The sequence below is a fragment of the Collinsella sp. AF29-7AC genome (assembly GCF_003475665.1).
Taxonomy (GTDB): Bacteria; Actinomycetota; Coriobacteriia; order Coriobacteriales; family Coriobacteriaceae; genus Collinsella.
Map to the genome: position 1 here is coordinate 24,301 of NZ_QRQX01000006.1, position 15,959 is coordinate 40,259.

The window sequence follows — 15,959 nt, forward strand, 5'->3', positions numbered from 1 at the left end:
GTCCCTACCGCTGCGGGTATCCTTTTAAGGAAGTATGACAGCCGTATAAACGCGGACTGCGCGGCGACGCCGCGGTACTTGTGTTATTAGGAGGCTTTAGTATGGCAGCACGTGCGGACAACGTTTCGCGTGTCGACCATGATGGAGTTACGTTGGTGGAGGGCGCGACATCCGATGTCCGTTTTGCCTTTACCGAGCGCACCGGTGGCGTTTCTGAAGATGCGTACTCCTCGCTCAACCTGGGCTCGCATGTAGGCGATGACCCCTTTGCTGTTCAAGAAAATCGTCGTCGAGCGCTCGAAGCTATGGGCGCCACTGAGTGCGAGCATAATCTGCTCGTGCCCAATCAGGTACATGGTGACCATATCGTTACGGTGACTTCGAACGGCGCCGACGATCTTGAGGCTGTTCGCGAGCAGATTGCCGAGGGCTGCGATGCCATCGTCTGTACGGCCCATGACGTGCCCGTGCTGCTCTGCTTTGCCGACTGCGTTCCCGTGGTGCTGGTGGCCCCTGGCGGATTTGCCGTGGTGCACTCCGGTTGGAAGGGCACGATTGCACGTATTTCTGCCAAGGCGTGCCAGGCGCTTTGCGATGCTGCCGGCTGCGATGCGAGCGACGTTTCCGCCTATATCGGCCCCCATATCTTGGCTGACGAATATGAGGTATCCCAGGAACTCATGGATCGCTTTGCCGTCGAGTTCTCTTGCATCGATGCGAGCGCCTCTCGCATGCTCGATCTTTCCGCTGCCATTTGTGAGGCGCTGGTAGATGCCGGTGTGGACGCGGATAATATCGTGGATACCCAGCTTTCGACTGTGCGTCAGAACGACCGCTTTTATTCCTACCGTAACGAGGACGGCACCTGTGGGCGCCATGCTGCGATCGGCGTGATGCTATGAGAAAGATCGTATCGGTCCTGAGCGCCGCTGTGCTTACGCTTACGCTGTGCGCCTGTTCTTCGGGATCTTCTACCTCTTCCATTACCGTGGCCGGCTCCACGACCTGCCTTCCTATCGCCGAAATTGCGGCAGAGGGCTTTAAGGAGGAGACCGGCATCGACGTGCTCGTTTCCGGTTTGGGCTCTTCCGCTGGCATCGAAGCCGTCAGCGCTGGCACGGCCGATATCGCCAGCTCCTCCCGTGGACTCAATGCCGACGAACAGGATCTGGGCCTGACTCCCATCGTCATTGCCCACGACGGTATCGCGGTCATCGTGAACGAAGACAACCCCGTCGATAACCTCTCGACCGAGCAGCTCCGCGATATCTATGCCGGCAAGATCACCAACTGGAAAGAAGTCGGTGGCGAGGACCTGAAGATTCAGGTTATCAACCGAGATGAGGCGTCTGGCACGCGTGAAGCCTTCCGCACCATCGTGATGGACGGCACCCCGTTCGATCGCCGCTCCGCCGTTCTTTCGGGCACGGGCCAGGTGCGCGACGTGGTATCTCGTTCGCGCGGGGCTATCGGCTACATTTCGCTGGGCTTCGTCGATAGCCTCAACGCCAAGACCTCGGTCAAGGCCGTCTCGGTCAATCATGTTGAGGCGTCCGAGAAGACGGTCGCGAGTGGCGGCTATCCCATCTCGCGCGACCTTTACTTCTTTGTGAAGGGTGCGCCTTCGCAGCAGGCGCAGGATTACATCGACTACGTGACGTCCGAAAAGATGGACAAGCAGATTCGCGAGGCGGGCTTTATTCCCGTCACCAACGACGAGAAGGGGAGTGAGTAGCATGGAAGCACAGGAAAACTCCCAGACTGAGCAGAATGCTCAGGCGCCCAAGAAGCGCGAGCTGGCGCTCGTATCGCGCAGCACCTATATCAAGGAGAAGGCGCTGCAGTGGATTTTCTTTGCCTGCGCGTTCTTGGCGGTTGTTACCGTCATCCTGATTTTTGTCTTTACCACGTACTCGGCGCTGCCCGTCTTTACCGACATCGGTCTGGCGGACTTCTTTAGCTTTACGTGGGCGCCCTCTGAGGGCCACTACGGCATCGTGTCGCTGCTTGCCGGCTCGGGTCTGGTGACCGTCGGTGCGCTCGCCATGGGTGTGCCCCTAGGCGTGGGCACGGCCGTGTATCTGGTCGAGATCGCCAGCAAGCGCGTGCGCAAGCTCATCAGCCCTGCCGTTGACCTGTTGGCCGGCATCCCTTCTATCATCTATGGCTTCTTTGGCATGATCATCATCCGTCCGTTTATCGCGCAACTGACCGGTGGTCTTGGTTTTGGTGCGCTGACGGCGTGGTTCGTGCTTGCCATCATGATCGTCCCTACCATCACGACGCTTACCATCGATGCCCTCAATTCCATTCCCATGGGTATTCGCGAGGCATCGTATGCCATGGGTGCTACTAAGTGGCAGACCATCTATAAGGTCGTGCTACCTGCCGCCAAGCTGGGTATCGTGGATGCGATCGTGCTGGGTATGGGCCGTGCCATCGGCGAGACCATGGCCGTGCTCATGGTCGTGGGTAACGCCCCGGTTATTCCCGACAGCATTGCGAGCCCCATCTCGACGCTCACGAGCCAGATTGCGCTCGACATGAGCTATTCCTCGGGTCTGCATCGCTCGGCGCTGTTCGGCATGGGCGTGGTCCTGTTTATCATTTCCGCCACGCTGGTGGGCATCGTCCGCCTGGTTTCCAAGAAGAAGAGGGGGTAGGCTATGTCCGATTCCGTTGACACGACGGTCGATACGACCTCGTCGCGCGAGCGCATCAAGCGTGCCCTTTCCCACGGCAAGAAGGGCCGCATCAACAAGGACCTGTCCAACAAGATCATGCTTGGCGTGTTCCGTGCCGCGGCATACATCACCACGCTGGTGCTGGTCGCTATCATCGCCTACGTGGTCATCAACGGCCTGCCACACATCTCGCTCGACTTTATCTTCGGTTGGCCCCAGGGCGTCAACGCCGAGGGCGGTATTTGGCCCACGATCGTCTCGACCGTCTATGTGACGGCGCTCGCCATGCTTATCTGCACGCCGATCGCTGTGCTGGCAGCCGTCTATCTGGCCGAGTACGCCAAGCAGGGCAAGATCGTCGAGCTCATTCGCTACGCTGCTGACGCTTTGGCCTCGGTGCCCTCCATCGTTATGGGCCTGTTTGGCTACGCCTTGTTTGTCGAGGCCATGGGCCTGGGCCTTTCGATGGTCTCGGCCGCTCTGGCGCTCGCGCTCTTGATGCTTCCCATCGTCATGCGCACCACCGAAGAGGCCATTCGCGCCGTCCCGCGCTATATCCGTTGGGGCGCGTACGGCCTGGGCGCCACCAAGTGGCAGGTTGTCTCCAAGATCGTGCTTCCTTCTGCCTTTGGCCGTATTGCCACGGGCATTGTCCTTGCCATCGGCCGTGCCATTGGCGAGACCGCCGTGGTGCTCTACACCATGGGCCAGGCCATCAATCTACCTATCTCGCCGCTCGATTCCGGCCGCCCCATGACCGTTCACCTGTACCTGCTTGCCAACGACGGCATCAACATGAACGCAGCCTACGGCACCGCGCTCTTGCTGATGGTGATCATTCTGGCCTTCAACCTGTTTGCGCGCTTCCTGTCGCGCAAGCGTCGCTAGTTAAGGAGTCCCATGTCCGTTTATCAGTCCGCTCCCACGCCGGAGCAAGCGGCCATTACGGCCAAGGATTTCAACTTTTGGTACGGTGACTTTCATGCGCTGACGGGGCTCGACCTCAACATCGCTAAAAACGCTATCACCTCCTTCATTGGCCCTTCGGGCTGCGGTAAGTCGACGTTTTTGCGCTGCATCAACCGCATGAATGACCTGATCGAGGGCACGCGCGTCGAGGGCACCATGACGCTCGACGGCAACGATATCTATGCCGAGGGCGTCGACCCGGTCGACCTCCGTCGCCGCGTGGGCATGATTTTTCAGCAGCCCAACCCGTTTCCCAAATCCATCTACGAGAATGTCGCCTTTGGCCCTCGTCTGCAGGGCGTGACTAGCAAAAGCGACCTCGATGACATCGTGGAAGAATCGCTCAAGCGCGCCAACCTCTGGAAAGAGGTATCCAATCAGCTCAACAAGGATGGTTTGGCGCTCTCGGGCGGTCAGCAGCAGCGTCTGTGCATCGCGCGCGTGCTTGCGGTGCAACCCGATGTTCTCCTGATGGACGAGCCCTGCTCCGCCATCGACCCCACGTCCGTCTCTAAGGTCGAGGATCTGATGGCCGAGCTGGCGCCCGAGATGACGATCATCATCGTCACGCATTCAATGCAGCAGGCAGCTCGTATCAGCGACTACACCGCATTCTTCTTGCAGGAAGTTGCCGGCGAGCCCGCCACGCTCATCGAGTATGGTCAAACCGACGCGATCTTCACCAGCCCGGTGGACTCGCGGACGGAAGACTATATCACCGGCCGCTTTGGCTGATCGGTGCGACTAGTCCCAAGCCGATCGGACCTAGTCCGGTGCGTATTCACTGTGCGGGCGGCATGACCGCACCCAACTGATTGGAGTGAACCATGCGCAAACTGTTTTCCCGTCAGCTCGTCGAGGCCCGTCACGAGATGCTGAGCATCTATGAGGCCGTCGATCTGGCCCTCCACGATGCCGTGAAGGCCTATGTGACCGACGACCGCAAGCTCGCCACCAAGACCAAGAAGCGCACGCTTTCGATTGACGCGCGCTGCGCCAACCTGGAGGCCGTCTGCTACAACCTGATCGCCACGCAGTCACCGGTTGCTTCCGACTTCCGCCTGCTTCAGACGATCATCTACGTCGACTTTAACCTGCAGCGCATGACCGATAAGGTCCGTCAGATCTGCCGTGCCACGCGTCATATGATCAAGGCCGACATCTCGCTGCCCCAGGAGCTTGTCGGCACGGTCGAGGCCGAGGCTGAGGCCGTGTACCAGGTGCTAGGCTCGTCGCTTTCTGCGCTCGTCACCAACGACATGTCCATCATTTGCAACCTGGCCGTCGAGGACGAGCCGGTGCATGCGGCATACGAGAAGTTCTTCCGCACCTTTAACCGTATGGATACGGGCGACTTTATGGACGATGACAGCAACTACGACGACCTGCGCCGCGCCATCATGGTTTCGCGCTACTTGGATCGCATTGCCTCGATCTCTATCGATGCCGCCTGCCGTCTGACCTTCCTTTTGACCGGACAGCGCATGACTGCCGGCGATATCGCCCGTGTGGACGAGGATGAGCTCGAGAGCATGCGCGTGCCTTCGGGCGAGGGTGTTATCATGAGGCCCGCCGTCGACGCGCGCTACGTTGCCAAGGTGCCCGCCAACGAGGTCAGCGAGGGTCTTCGCTACCTGCTCGATCATCTTGAGGACGAGGACGATGGCGAGGACGACGAGGAGTAAGTGACCCCGTTCGTCGAAAGATTGTAAATACCTAAGTGAGCGCGGCCTTGCACATGCGGGACCGCGCTCTTGCGTTAGCATGGGACTACTTGTTTGGCTGTCAGCGGAGGCGATTAGCAATGGATAACTATTTGGACTTGATGCGCGCTCGCCGCGAGCAGATTCTGGAACGTTTTTATGCGGCGCTCGATCGCGCGGGCCGCCCCCACGACGCCGCGCGCCTCATTGCCGTGTCCAAGACCGTTGGTGTCGATGAGACCGTTGCCGCCATCCAGGCGGGGTATCGCCATTTTGCCGAGAACCGCCCGCAGGAGCTGGTTCGCAAGCTCACGGGTCTGGCGGAGCATCCGGAGCTGCCCGAGGTGCGCTTCGATATGATCGGCAACCTGCAGACCAATAAGATCAATGCGGTGCTGGGCTCAGCCGAGCTGATTCACTCGGTGGGTTCGCTGCATCTGGCACAGGCGATCTCGAGCCGTGCTGTCCGCAAGATTGAGGCAGGCGAGCTCGCCGTCCTCCAGCGTGTGCTCATTGAGGTCAATGTGAGTGGTGAGGAGTCGAAGGGAGGCTTTTCGCCCGATGAGATTCGCGCCGCCGCGGGTGAGCTTGCGGAGCTTGAGGGAATTTGCGTGCAGGGGCTTATGACTATGGCGCCCCGGGGGAATAAGGATGTGGCACGCCGCACCTTTGCGGGGCTTCGTGAGCTGAGGGATGAGCTGGAGGCGGCGCATCCCGATTTGAACCTGCCTGAGCTTTCCTGCGGCATGAGCGAGGACTTTGAGCCTGCCCTTGAGGAGGGCTCTACGCTCGTTCGCCTGGGCAGGGTAGTATTTAGCCCGGAGTTTGCAGTAAAATAAGGCTCTGAAGTGCGCACTGATTATCGGGGCGCCTGCACTAAACCGCGAGAGGACACAACCATGGGCTTCCTTGACGAGATTAAAAATAAGATGCACCTGGGCGGCCAGCAGGGTTACGACCAGGGTTATGGCCAGGACGACGACTACGGCTACGATGACGGCTATGACGATGGTTATCAGGGCAACGGCTACAGCGGTGCTTCGGGCGAGGGCTTCTACACCCAAGACGAGCCGAGCAACGGCCTGCTTGGTCAGACGCGCCGTGGTGAAGCTGAGTCGGTTGCCGTGTATACGCGCTCCGGTCAGCTGGTCGGCGATGACTCCCGCCATGCCACGACGTATAACCCGCCTTCGCGCTCGCAGGACAGCGTTGCGAGCGGTTATCGTCCTGGTGCCTATGACACGCCGTCGAGCTACGCCGAGAACACCCGCGCCCGTGCCGCCGCTGCGCCCGCGCCTGCGCCGAGCGATGCCTCGGCCTATGCGAGCAATATCATCAACGCCACGCCGCAGCTGCCGGCCTATGTCCTGCGCCCCGAGAGCTATGACGACGTAGAGACCGTGGTACGCCGCGTTCGCACCAAGCAGCCTGTCGCACTGATTTTTGTGGGCGTACGCACCGAAGTTGCCAAGCGCGTCTTGGACTTCTCTTACGGCTTTGCCTGCGGTCTGGGCGCCACGGTCAAGGAGGTAGGCGACCGCGTGTTCATGGTGCTGCCCGCCGGTTGCGAGGTCAAAGATTCCGATCTCAAGAAGCTTCGTGCCGACGGCTACCTTAAGTAAAGACAAGACGAGGAGATTCCCATCAACATCTACACTATCGTCCAGCTGGTCAACACGCTGTTCAACTTCTATTCCACGCTCATTGTCGTCTACTGCTTTATGACGTGGATTCCCATGAAGCAGGGTGGTTTGCTTCAGGATATTGCCGCGGTGCTTGATAGCGTGTGCGGTCCGTGGCTCAACCTGTTCCGTCGTTTCATCCCGCCGATGGGCGGTATCGATTTTTCGCCGGTCGTTGCGATTATTGCGTTACAGTTGGTGCAGAGGCTGGTTCTGCAGCTTCTTATAGGTATACTCGTGTAGAACTGACTTAGTAACTTACGTCGGGCGTGTAGCGCCGAGGCGATGAAAAAGGAGACTTGTTATGGCTATTACCCCTGCAGACATCCAGGCTCAGACTTTCTCTGAGGCCAAGCGTGGCTACGATCCTGCCGAGGTCGACGTCTTCTTGGAGACACTGTCCTCCGAGGTTGACGCTATGCTCGCTAAGATCGTCGACCTTAAGGGTCGTCTGACTGCTACCGAGCAGCAGCTTGCCGATGCGCAGGCTCAGCTTGCCCAGGCTCAGGATGCCACCGCCCAAGCCGTTCCTGCCGCCCCCGTGGCTGCTCCCGCCCCTGACTTCTCCGCTCAGGAGCGCCAGATTTCCGCTGCCCTGATCGCTGCCCAGCAGACCGCTGAGACCATCGTCAACGATGCCAACGAGAATGCTGAGCGTATCCGCAACGAGGCTGACGCCAAGGCCCGCGAGGTTATCCGCCAGGCTCTGACCGAAAAGCAGGCCGAGCTCGAGGAGATCGATCGTCTCAAGGCTTCCCGTGAGGAGTTCAAGGCCGAGTATCTCAAGCTCATCCAGCACTTCATGGACGATGCCCAGAACTCCTTCCCGGGCGACCTCATGGCCTCCACGCCGGTCGGTTCTGCCGCTTCTCCTGCGGTGACTGTTCCCGCCGAGCCGCTGCCCGTCGCTGACCCGGTTGTCCCCGTGGCCGATCCCTTTGCCCCGATCGACAACTTTGCTGCCGACGACCTGGACTAGCATCAGAGCTACAATCTAGTGTCCTTAAGAGGAGCTCGCACCTGCGGGCTCCTTTTTTGTGGCTGTATACGGGTTGGGAAACAAAACGCCGAGCTCTGCATGCGATAGGACAGAACTCGGCGAAGGGCGCGTGGTAAAAGGTAGATTTTAAGGTATGTCTAAAAACTACTTGAGGAGGAAGTTGGAGAGGGGAATAGTGCGGGCCTCGCGATGCTCGGGATCGGCGATGTGGTCGGCGGGATAGCCACAGACGAGCATGTGATAGGGATAGACGCCCTTGGGCAGATTGAACTGCTCCTGTGCCACCTCAGGCTTAAAATGGCATACCCAGCACGTTCCCAGGCCCTGCTCGGTGGCCTCCATCATCATCTGGTCGCACACGATGGACGTATCGATTTCACTGGAATTCATCTGGTCATACGGGCGTACCCAAGCATCATCGGTAACGCTGCAAATAAGGAAGACAAGCGGAGCTCCAAAGATAGACCCATCACGAGCAAACCGAGGCTGACAAGCAGCAGCCTTCTCCAACAGCTCAGGCGTATCCAGCACCATCACACGGGCTGGATGATTATTACAAGCAGAAGGAGCAATACGCCCAGCCTCAACAATGGCATCCACCACAGCCTGCTCAACAGAACGATCCTCAAACTCGCGACAAGAATAACGACCCCGAGCCAGATCCAAATACGACATGCAAGCCCTCCAACAATTATAAATCAAACAAACCCAAAGTAACCCAAACAGTACCCAAAACAGCAATCAGCCAAACGCTCATCAAGGGCCAAAGTGTCCGAACGGGTACCATAGGTCCCTTCAGCCAAACCCCCATCGCGCTAAATCTATCAGCCAAAGTTCCCAATGGTGGTACGTAAGGCGAAGGGCCGGCCACGGTTTACTTTCGAACGACTCTGCAAAGCAGCCGGAGTGAGAAAGCAAACCGTGGCCGGCCCTTCGCCGCCGGGACACGTACCCCCAATTAACTGTTCTTCATGACAATCGAATCCACGACATCGGCCACATTCTCGCAGCAGTCGGCGCAGTACTCCAGGAAGGCGTACACGTCACGCCAAGCGATGACCTCGAGCGGGTCCTTGCCGTTAACGTGCAGGTTACGCATGGCGTTGATATAGAGCTCGTCGGCCTCGGACTCGATGGTGTTGATCTGGATGACGAGCTCGCGCAGCGTCTTGGACTTGCGGTAGTTAGGCAGCTCGACCATCAGGTCCTTCATGGCGCGGCAAGCGTCGGTCACCTTGTGGGCGATGACGATGGCGTCGGGATGGATGCTCTGGATGTTGGTGAAGTAGACGCGCTGCACGACGCCCTCGATACGGTCGAGCACGGTGTCGAGCGAGCAGCTCATCAGATCCAGGTCCTCGCGCTCAAGCGGGGTGATAAAGGCCGTGAGCAGGGCGTCCTCAAGCTCATGGTGCTTCTTGTCGGCCGCATGCTCGATCGCGTGCATCTTGTCGAGCATATCGTGAATCTTCGCGGGATCGAAGTTCTCGAAAATCTTGGTAAGCAGCTCGGCGGCCTGGACGGCAAGGTCGGCGCAGGCGACGTAGTTGTCAAAGTAGAACGAATCGGGTTTCTTTGCCATGAGTGGGTCCTTTCGAGGCGAAGACGGGTGGGCGAAGTTTTGCGGTCCGGATGGACGCTCGTTTTGACTAGATGAACATCATGAACAGCTTGGCCATGACAAAGCTGATGAGTCCGCAGGCGGGGAAGGTGAAGAACCAGGTGAACATCATGTCCTTGACGACGCCGAAGTTGATGGCCGAAAGGCGCTTGACGGCGCCGACGCCCATGATGGCGCAGGTCTTGATGTGCGTGGAGGACACGGGGATGCCGGTAAGGGTGGCAAGCAGCAGGTTCGCGGCGCCCGCCAGGTCGGCGGAGAAGCCCTGGTACTTTTCGAGCTTGACCATGCTCTGGCCAACGGACTTGATGATGCGCTCGCCGCCCACGCTGGTGCCGATGCCCATGGTGGCCGAGCATAGCAGCATAATCCAGATGGGGATGCCGGCATCGCCGACGCTCGTCTGGCCGCTGGCAAAGGCCACGCCTAAAAAGAGCACGCCGATGAACTTCTGTCCATCCTGCGCGCCGTGCATAAAGCTCATGGCCGCAGCGCTCGCGATCTGAGCGTATTTAAAGAAGACATTGGCACGTCGCCTGTTGGCGGCGGCGAAAAGAATCGAGACGAGCTTGCACAGGACCCAGCCCATGACAAAGCCCAGGCCGATGGAGAGCGCCAGGCCGTAGATGACCTTCATCCAATCGTGGACGTTGACGCTGCTCGCACCGCCGAGGGCGATGGCGGCACCGGTCAGGCCGGCGATAAGGCTGTGGCTTTGCGAGGTGGGGATGCCAAAACGCGACGCTGTGGCGCCGTAGACGACGATGGAGAACAGCGCCGCGCACAGGCAGGCGAGCGCCATGGTACTGTTTCCGCCAAAGTCGACAATATGGGAGATGGTGTTGGCGACGCTCGCGTTAAAGTGCGTCATGATGAGCACGCCGAGGAAGTTGAATGCGGCACTCATGAGAATGGCGGCGCGGGCGGGCATGCAACGCGTAGTGACGCAGGTCGCGATGGCGTTGGGTGCGTCGGTCCATCCATTGACGAAGATGGCGCCGAGCGCGAGGATCACGGTGACGGCAAGGACTGGGTTCGACACAAGTTGGCCGAGGAAGGTTGAGAACGTTACGTCCATATATGGGCTTTCTCGAAGTTTGCAGGCACGTTACAGAAACATGATAAATCGTATCACCTCCTGCGGGTTTCTTTACCGAGTTCTGATGGGAGCAGTGAATTTTTTGGCACTAAAATTGAATATTATCCCTGTTGACCGCGGGTGTTCTTTTTGCTAACACGCCATGCGGACACATGCGCGCGCCCCAACACCCCAAAACCACAGTCTGTTCGCTTTACAATATGCAAACATGCGTTCGATAATAGGAGACATGGAATATCGACAGACAGATGGCAAAACTCGGCGCGTGCACAAGCAGTATGTGGACGTCGTGGCTCGCATCCTCGCGGGCGGACAGGTCGTGCCGGTCACCGTCTGCTGGGTCGACGGTCGTTGCTTTACGATTGACGAGATTGTCTCGTCCACCGGTTTTGGCCTGACGGTTCACGGCATTCGTACGGCGACTTATAAGGTTCGTTTTGGCGGACATGCGACCGAACTGTATCTGGAAGAACAGGCACGCGAGCGACCGGATGGCTCGCAGACTCATCTGATGCGTTGGTGGGTGTGGGCGTTCGACCGAACACTCGAGAGCGAGCGCCGCAGGTAAGAACGCGTGGCGTTCGGGTACAATGGCAGGAAACTTGTCAGCTACGGCGCCGTCGCGGTGCTTTTTGAAAGGACGAAAGTATGAACGATATCCAGGGCTATCAGAATGGCCCCATCGAGACCGGCGCAAGCCGTGCCAAGGAGATGTCGCCGCGCGCGTACAACCTTGTCATGTCTGCTCTCATCTTTTTGGGCTTTTGCGCCATGGGCGCCGGTGCTTACTTTACGAGCACCATGTCGTTTGCGCGCATGATGATGAGCGGCGCCGCTTTGCCGCTGGTCTTTGGCTCATTTATTTTGACCATCGTCGGCATGGTCATGATGTCGGCTGCTGCCAGCAAACAGTCCGTGGGCCTGTCACTCGTGGGCTACGTGGTCTTTGCGAGCACCTTTGGCCTGACGGCGTCGTTTGGTCTTGCCAACTACGACCTGCCTACCATTAACACCGCCTTTATCGCCACGGCCGCCATCACCTTTGTCTTTGGTGCGCTGGGCGTGACCTTCCCCAAGTTCTTCCAGCGTGTGTATGGCATTGGTTTTGGCATCCTGTTTGCCACGATTCTGGTCGAGATCGTGCTGATGTTCATGGGCGTTTCGCAGTCCATCACCGACCTGATCGTGATCGTGGTGTTCGCCGGCTTCATCGGTTACGACACCTATGTTGCCACGACGGTGCCGCCCACGCTGCCCAACGCCGTGCTCATGGCATCCAACCTGTTCGTGGACATCATCAACGTGTTCTTGCGCATTCTGAACATCCTCGGCCGTCGCGATTAAAGCGCGGCATTGCGATGCTTCCTGCCGGACACGGTAAAACGATGCGAAAGGCGGTCCTTCGGGGCCGTCTTTTTTGTGCGCGGCGGGGTATCATGGATGAGAAAAGCCGATAGCGGCAGCGACAGGAAAGGTGACCACTTATGGCAGACGTCGACAACAGGAACCGTAACCACAGGTCCAACCGAGCGGGTCAGCCCAATCCCAAGCGCGAGGCCCGTGCCAAGGCCGCCGAGCGCCATGTGATGACTGTGTCCGAGGCCTGCGCCAAGGATATCGAGCGTTCGCTTGCCGGTGTTCGCGAGTTTGACGGCATGCCCACCGGCTTTGTCGCGGCGATGAAGGCCAAGGTTCAGACTGCTGTGGCCCCCGAAGAGCAGGTCGCCGAGGACGTCGAGAACGCGGAGACTACCGAGGTCGAGGCAGCGCCCGAGACCGAGGCGGCGCCCGAGCCCGTCGAGGAGCCTGCCGAGGAAATCGCCGAAGTTGAGTCCGCGCCTGCTGAGGAGCCCGCTCCGGTCCTGCCCGAGGTCACTGTGCTTGATGCCTCCGCCACGCAGGCAATCCTCGATAACGGTCGCGGCTATGCGCAGTTCTGCGACATGGCCGTGCTCGCCTTTGCCTCGTTTACCAATCCGGGCGGTGGATATATTCAGGGTTATCTGGGCCAGGAGGCCACGCTGTGCGCCGATTCGTATCTGTACAACGTCCTCGATAAGCAGCGTAAATGGTACGGTGAGAACCGTCGCCGCAACATCAACTGTGAGCTCTATCGTAACCGTGCCCTAGTGGTGCCTGCGGTGCGCTTCGACCGCAACCACGTGCATGCATACGCCGACGTGATCGTGGCCGCCGCGCCCAACGTTAAGCGCGCCCGCCAGGAGTATCGCGTGAGCGACGATGCTCTGCTGGATGCCCTGCGCGACCGCATCCGCTTTGTGCTCGCCATCTGCGACGAGTTGGGTCGCGAGAAGCTCGTGCTGGGCGCATGGGGCAGCGACAACAACGGCTTTGATGCCGAGGCCGTGGCCGAGCTCTTCCGCAAGGAGCTCGCATCGGGCGACTTCAAGGTCAAGCAGGTCTTCTTTGCCGTGCCCTCTACGCGCTGGGACGAGGACTTCGCCAAATTCGAGCACGTGCTGGCAAACTTCCCCGAGCGAAACGAGGAGTCCTATGCTCAGGTTGCCGCCCGCGCCGCAGCCGCCCGTGCCGCCGAGCAGGCTCAGGCCGCTGCCGAGGATGACGAGGATGGCGACGACTGGCGCAAGTACCTGTAAACGGTGCTCGTGATGCGATATACCGAGCCGACGGGAGAGGCTGCTCCTGTCGGCTTTTTATTGAGTGGGGAGCTTACGATGAAAAACGTTCTGTGCTTTGGTGACAGCAACACCTATGGTTACGATCCGGCGGGCATGCGCGACGGTACCGCGGTGCGCTATGCGCAGGATGTGCGCTGGTGTGGCGTGGTCCAACGTGACTTAGGCGAGGGCTGGCATGTAATTGAAGAAGGCCTCAACGGCCGCACGACGGTACGCGACGACATGTGCCATCTGGACACTAACCTCAACGGCATTCGCGCGCTTCCGATGCTGCTCGAGGCTCATAAGCCGCTGGACGCCATTGTGATCATGCTGGGTACCAACGACTGTAAGACGGTCTTTAACGTGACAGCTTCCGATATCGCCCGTGGCGCCATGGCGCTGATTCGCGCCGTCCGCGCGTTTCCGTGGACCGACGCTGCGCCTTGCCCGCGCATCCTGCTGATGGCTCCTATCAAGATCAAGCCGCAGATCGCCGATGTATATATGACCGATTTTGACGAGCGTTCCGTCGAGGCATCTGAACATTTTGGCGAGTACTATGCGCACGTGGCCGAGCAGTTTGGCTGCGACTTTTTGAATGCCGCCGAGTTTGCCGAGCCGGGCGATATCGACTATCTGCATATGATGCCCGAAAGCCACGAGAGCTTGGGACATGCCGTGGCAGCCAAGCTCCAAGAGATGCTCGGTGAGTAGCGCGACCCCAAGCCACCGCAAAGGGGACAGGCACCTTTGTGGTGGTTTTGCCCGGGTAAACGAACGGATTGGCTGCCATATGGGCATGGACGAGCTCATCGACCTCTTTGCCGAGGGCGATGAGCTCGTCTCCAATACCGCTTTTGAGGATTTGGATCTTGCCTACGACGTGGCGAACGGCGCGACCTTCGATGGCGTTGTGTTCCGATCTTGCGAGTTCGATAGCGTTGACTGGAGCGGCTCGACGTTTCGCGACGTGGTGTTTCGCGGTTGTCGCTTTATCCGCTGCAACATGGAAGGCTGCTGGCTCAGCCGCTGCGACTTCGTTGACTGCTCGGCACCGGGACTCAACTTGCTCAAGGCGCGCCTGTCGAGCGTGTCGTTTGGATCGTGCGATTTGAGCTATGCGAACCTTTCGGAGGGACGCATTGGCCCTATGACAGCATGCGATACACGTCTGAGAGAGGCTGCGTTTCAGGGTGCCAAGCTGGGTCAGATACGCCTGGATGGCTGTGACCTGACGCGTGTTGATGTGTTCAAGACGTCGCTTTCCGGCGTTGATGTGTCGCGCTGTACATTTGCAGCGCCCGTTGTTTCGGGCGATTACCATGAGTTGCGTGGCTTGACGGTCAATGCCGAGCAGGCGCTGGCACTCTCGGGTTTGTTGGGAATTCAACTCGCCGACGAATAGGCGCTCTGGTCCTTTGCTCGACCGCTATCTAAAATCAAACCGTCGCAACATTTAATGATATTTCGCGTTTGCACGATTTTCATCGAATGTTGCGACGGTTTTTGGTGCAAGGTAGCCTGTCTCTTTTTGGCAGGTTACTGGCTATTTAGTACTGCCACATGTGGTTGACGGGGCCAGAGCCTTTGCCCATGTCAAAGCCGGCGGCGAGAGCGCCCGTTAGGTAGGCCTTGCCGGCGTTGACGGCGTCGGCAAGATCCATGCCCTGAGCCAGCGCGCAGGCGATGGCGGACGAAAGCGTGCAGCCGGTGCCGTGTGTGTTGTCGGTCTCGATGCGCTTGTGGCGGAACCACGTGGTGAGCGGATCGCCCAGATGGTTGCCCTCGTCATCGAGTGGCGCGGGTTCGGCCAATACATCGTTGGCCTCGTTGACAAGATGCCCACCCTTAACGAGGGATGCGCAGCCAAAGCGGCGGGCGAGGAGCATGGCAGCATTTTGCTGCGTGCGCTCGGAGTCGACCTCGTAGTCGAGCAGGGCCATGGCCTCGGGAATATTGGGCGTGATAACCGTCGCCAGCGGGAACAGGCGGCGGGTGAGCGCCTCGGCGGCATCTTCGGCAATCAGCCGTGCGCCCGAGGTGGCTACCATGACGGGGTCGACTACCACGTTTGTCGCGTTCCAGGCGCTCAGGCGGTCGGCGATAACCTCGATAATCTCGGCAGAGGAAACCATGCCGATCTTGACGGCGCTTGGGCGGATATCGTCAAATACGGCGTCGATCTGCGCAGCGACGATATCAGGGGAGATATTCTGCACGGCGGTGACACCGAGCGTGTTTTGTGCGGTGATGGCGGTGATGGCCGTCTCGGCATACAGACGGTGCGCCGTGATGGTCTTGATGTCGGCCTGAATGCCGGCGCCACCGCTGGAATCGGATCCTGCGATGGACAGGACGGCAGGTACCTTACTGCGATCCATGTTTGCTCCCTTGTTCGGTCGGAATCAAATGGGTCTTTAAGCCAGCATTATAAAGATGCCCGGGCCGACTCTATGTCGAACCCGGGCGGGCGATGCAATCTTTACGCAAATGTGAGCAAATGTTCACACGTCAACAATTGACGAACACCATGTTACTGATTGTGGCTCCGGTGACGAG

19 protein-coding genes are annotated in these 15,959 nt (G+C 59.1%); 15 read left to right on the forward strand and 4 right to left on the reverse strand.

Annotation, left to right across the window (positions count from 1 at the left end):
• The first annotated feature begins 101 nt into the window (after positions 1-101).
• The 10 genes from DWZ15_RS03755 to DWZ15_RS03800 all read left to right on the forward strand — a co-directional run bounded on the left by DWZ15_RS03755 (position 102) and on the right by DWZ15_RS03800 (position 8,017).
• Positions 102-902 carry a polyphenol oxidase family protein gene (locus tag DWZ15_RS03755; RefSeq protein WP_089571585.1) on the forward strand — a complete coding sequence of 267 codons (801 nt, stop codon included), beginning with the start codon at positions 102-104 and terminating at the stop codon, positions 900-902.
• Positions 899-1,735, forward strand: coding sequence for a phosphate ABC transporter substrate-binding protein (locus DWZ15_RS03760; RefSeq protein ID WP_089571586.1), 837 nt, complete (start codon positions 899-901; stop codon positions 1,733-1,735). The genes DWZ15_RS03755 and DWZ15_RS03760 overlap by 4 nt, the downstream gene beginning before the upstream one ends.
• 1 nt (position 1,736) lies before the next feature.
• A complete protein-coding gene (gene pstC / locus DWZ15_RS03765) occupies positions 1,737-2,663 on the forward strand; it encodes a phosphate ABC transporter permease subunit PstC (protein ID WP_117736389.1) in 927 nt (308 codons plus the stop codon).
• Between the two features lie 3 nt (positions 2,664-2,666).
• Positions 2,667-3,572 carry a phosphate ABC transporter permease PstA gene (gene pstA, locus DWZ15_RS03770; RefSeq protein ID WP_055251684.1) on the forward strand — a complete coding sequence of 302 codons (906 nt, stop codon included), beginning with the start codon at positions 2,667-2,669 and terminating at the stop codon, positions 3,570-3,572.
• 12 nt (positions 3,573-3,584) lie between these two features.
• Entirely contained in the window at positions 3,585-4,388 is an 804-nt protein-coding gene (pstB, locus tag DWZ15_RS03775) for a phosphate ABC transporter ATP-binding protein PstB (RefSeq protein WP_035137966.1), read from the forward strand.
• Positions 4,389-4,480: 92 nt separating this feature from the next.
• Positions 4,481-5,338 carry a PhoU domain-containing protein gene (locus DWZ15_RS03780; protein ID WP_117564647.1) on the forward strand — a complete coding sequence of 286 codons (858 nt, stop codon included), beginning with the start codon at positions 4,481-4,483 and terminating at the stop codon, positions 5,336-5,338.
• A gap of 119 nt (positions 5,339-5,457) precedes the next feature.
• A complete protein-coding gene (locus DWZ15_RS03785) occupies positions 5,458-6,195 on the forward strand; it encodes a YggS family pyridoxal phosphate-dependent enzyme (RefSeq protein ID WP_118449483.1) in 738 nt (245 codons plus the stop codon).
• A 60-nt stretch (positions 6,196-6,255) separates the two neighbouring features.
• Positions 6,256-6,978, forward strand: coding sequence for a cell division protein SepF (locus DWZ15_RS03790; RefSeq protein ID WP_022094497.1), 723 nt, complete (start codon positions 6,256-6,258; stop codon positions 6,976-6,978).
• Between the two features lie 57 nt (positions 6,979-7,035).
• On the forward strand, positions 7,036-7,281 hold the full coding sequence (locus DWZ15_RS03795; RefSeq protein ID WP_227790178.1) for a YggT family protein: 246 nt from the start codon (positions 7,036-7,038) through the stop codon (positions 7,279-7,281).
• A 61-nt stretch (positions 7,282-7,342) separates the two neighbouring features.
• Entirely contained in the window at positions 7,343-8,017 is a 675-nt protein-coding gene (locus tag DWZ15_RS03800; protein WP_117854958.1) for a DivIVA domain-containing protein, read from the forward strand.
• 165 nt (positions 8,018-8,182) lie between these two features.
• On the opposite strand, the gene DWZ15_RS03805 is transcribed toward DWZ15_RS03800, so the two are convergent.
• From DWZ15_RS03805 to DWZ15_RS03815, 3 genes are all read right to left on the reverse strand, one after another.
• Positions 8,183-8,713 (reverse strand): nitroreductase family protein, encoded by a 531-nt coding sequence (locus DWZ15_RS03805; RefSeq protein ID WP_118449485.1) that lies wholly within the window; start codon positions 8,711-8,713, stop codon positions 8,183-8,185.
• A gap of 283 nt (positions 8,714-8,996) precedes the next feature.
• Positions 8,997-9,620, reverse strand: a complete 624-nt coding sequence (locus DWZ15_RS03810; protein WP_055251695.1) for a DUF47 domain-containing protein — start codon at positions 9,618-9,620, stop codon at positions 8,997-8,999.
• A 67-nt stretch (positions 9,621-9,687) separates the two neighbouring features.
• Positions 9,688-10,737, reverse strand: coding sequence for an inorganic phosphate transporter (locus tag DWZ15_RS03815; RefSeq protein ID WP_118449487.1), 1,050 nt, complete (start codon positions 10,735-10,737; stop codon positions 9,688-9,690).
• Between the two features lie 286 nt (positions 10,738-11,023).
• Here DWZ15_RS03815 and DWZ15_RS03820 point away from each other — a divergent pair, with 286 nt between their 5' ends.
• The 5 genes from DWZ15_RS03820 to DWZ15_RS03840 all read left to right on the forward strand — a co-directional run bounded on the left by DWZ15_RS03820 (position 11,024) and on the right by DWZ15_RS03840 (position 14,805).
• The gene (locus DWZ15_RS03820) at positions 11,024-11,326 is read left to right on the forward strand and encodes a hypothetical protein (RefSeq protein WP_118065208.1); all 303 of its coding nucleotides are present in this window, start codon (positions 11,024-11,026) and stop codon (positions 11,324-11,326) included.
• Positions 11,327-11,406: 80 nt separating this feature from the next.
• Positions 11,407-12,102 carry a Bax inhibitor-1 family protein gene (locus DWZ15_RS03825; RefSeq protein ID WP_117854963.1) on the forward strand — a complete coding sequence of 232 codons (696 nt, stop codon included), beginning with the start codon at positions 11,407-11,409 and terminating at the stop codon, positions 12,100-12,102.
• Positions 12,103-12,242: 140 nt separating this feature from the next.
• Positions 12,243-13,376 (forward strand): TIGR02452 family protein, encoded by a 1,134-nt coding sequence (locus tag DWZ15_RS03830; RefSeq protein ID WP_118449489.1) that lies wholly within the window; start codon positions 12,243-12,245, stop codon positions 13,374-13,376.
• Between the two features lie 78 nt (positions 13,377-13,454).
• On the forward strand, positions 13,455-14,114 hold the full coding sequence (locus DWZ15_RS03835) for an SGNH/GDSL hydrolase family protein (protein WP_117584214.1): 660 nt from the start codon (positions 13,455-13,457) through the stop codon (positions 14,112-14,114).
• 85 nt (positions 14,115-14,199) lie between these two features.
• Positions 14,200-14,805 (forward strand): pentapeptide repeat-containing protein, encoded by a 606-nt coding sequence (locus DWZ15_RS03840; RefSeq protein WP_233544629.1) that lies wholly within the window; start codon positions 14,200-14,202, stop codon positions 14,803-14,805.
• Positions 14,806-14,950: 145 nt separating this feature from the next.
• Here the strand turns inward: DWZ15_RS03840 and thiD are convergent, their stop codons facing one another.
• A complete protein-coding gene (gene thiD, locus DWZ15_RS03845) occupies positions 14,951-15,781 on the reverse strand; it encodes a bifunctional hydroxymethylpyrimidine kinase/phosphomethylpyrimidine kinase (protein WP_117757013.1) in 831 nt (276 codons plus the stop codon).
• Positions 15,782-15,959: the final 178 nt, after the last annotated feature.

Excerpts from the sequence above, each read along its gene's own strand:
- DWZ15_RS03755 (WP_089571585.1), top strand. The coding sequence starts at position 102 with ATGGCAGCACGTGCGGACAACGTTTCGCGTGTCGACCATGATGGAGTT.
- DWZ15_RS03760 (WP_089571586.1), top strand. The coding sequence starts at position 899 with ATGAGAAAGATCGTATCGGTCCTGAGCGCCGCTGTGCTTACGCTTACG.
- pstC (WP_117736389.1), top strand. The coding sequence starts at position 1,737 with ATGGAAGCACAGGAAAACTCCCAGACTGAGCAGAATGCTCAGGCGCCC.
- pstA (WP_055251684.1), top strand. The coding sequence starts at position 2,667 with ATGTCCGATTCCGTTGACACGACGGTCGATACGACCTCGTCGCGCGAG.
- pstB (WP_035137966.1), top strand. The coding sequence starts at position 3,585 with ATGTCCGTTTATCAGTCCGCTCCCACGCCGGAGCAAGCGGCCATTACG.
- DWZ15_RS03780 (WP_117564647.1), top strand. The coding sequence starts at position 4,481 with ATGCGCAAACTGTTTTCCCGTCAGCTCGTCGAGGCCCGTCACGAGATG.
- DWZ15_RS03785 (WP_118449483.1), top strand. The coding sequence starts at position 5,458 with ATGGATAACTATTTGGACTTGATGCGCGCTCGCCGCGAGCAGATTCTG.
- DWZ15_RS03790 (WP_022094497.1), top strand. The coding sequence starts at position 6,256 with ATGGGCTTCCTTGACGAGATTAAAAATAAGATGCACCTGGGCGGCCAG.
- DWZ15_RS03800 (WP_117854958.1), top strand. The coding sequence starts at position 7,343 with ATGGCTATTACCCCTGCAGACATCCAGGCTCAGACTTTCTCTGAGGCC.
- DWZ15_RS03805 (WP_118449485.1), bottom strand. The coding sequence starts at position 8,713 with ATGTCGTATTTGGATCTGGCTCGGGGTCGTTATTCTTGTCGCGAGTTT.
- DWZ15_RS03810 (WP_055251695.1), bottom strand. The coding sequence starts at position 9,620 with ATGGCAAAGAAACCCGATTCGTTCTACTTTGACAACTACGTCGCCTGC.
- DWZ15_RS03815 (WP_118449487.1), bottom strand. The coding sequence starts at position 10,737 with ATGGACGTAACGTTCTCAACCTTCCTCGGCCAACTTGTGTCGAACCCA.
- DWZ15_RS03825 (WP_117854963.1), top strand. The coding sequence starts at position 11,407 with ATGAACGATATCCAGGGCTATCAGAATGGCCCCATCGAGACCGGCGCA.
- DWZ15_RS03830 (WP_118449489.1), top strand. The coding sequence starts at position 12,243 with ATGGCAGACGTCGACAACAGGAACCGTAACCACAGGTCCAACCGAGCG.
- DWZ15_RS03835 (WP_117584214.1), top strand. The coding sequence starts at position 13,455 with ATGAAAAACGTTCTGTGCTTTGGTGACAGCAACACCTATGGTTACGAT.
- DWZ15_RS03840 (WP_233544629.1), top strand. The coding sequence starts at position 14,200 with ATGGACGAGCTCATCGACCTCTTTGCCGAGGGCGATGAGCTCGTCTCC.
- thiD (WP_117757013.1), bottom strand. The coding sequence starts at position 15,781 with ATGGATCGCAGTAAGGTACCTGCCGTCCTGTCCATCGCAGGATCCGAT.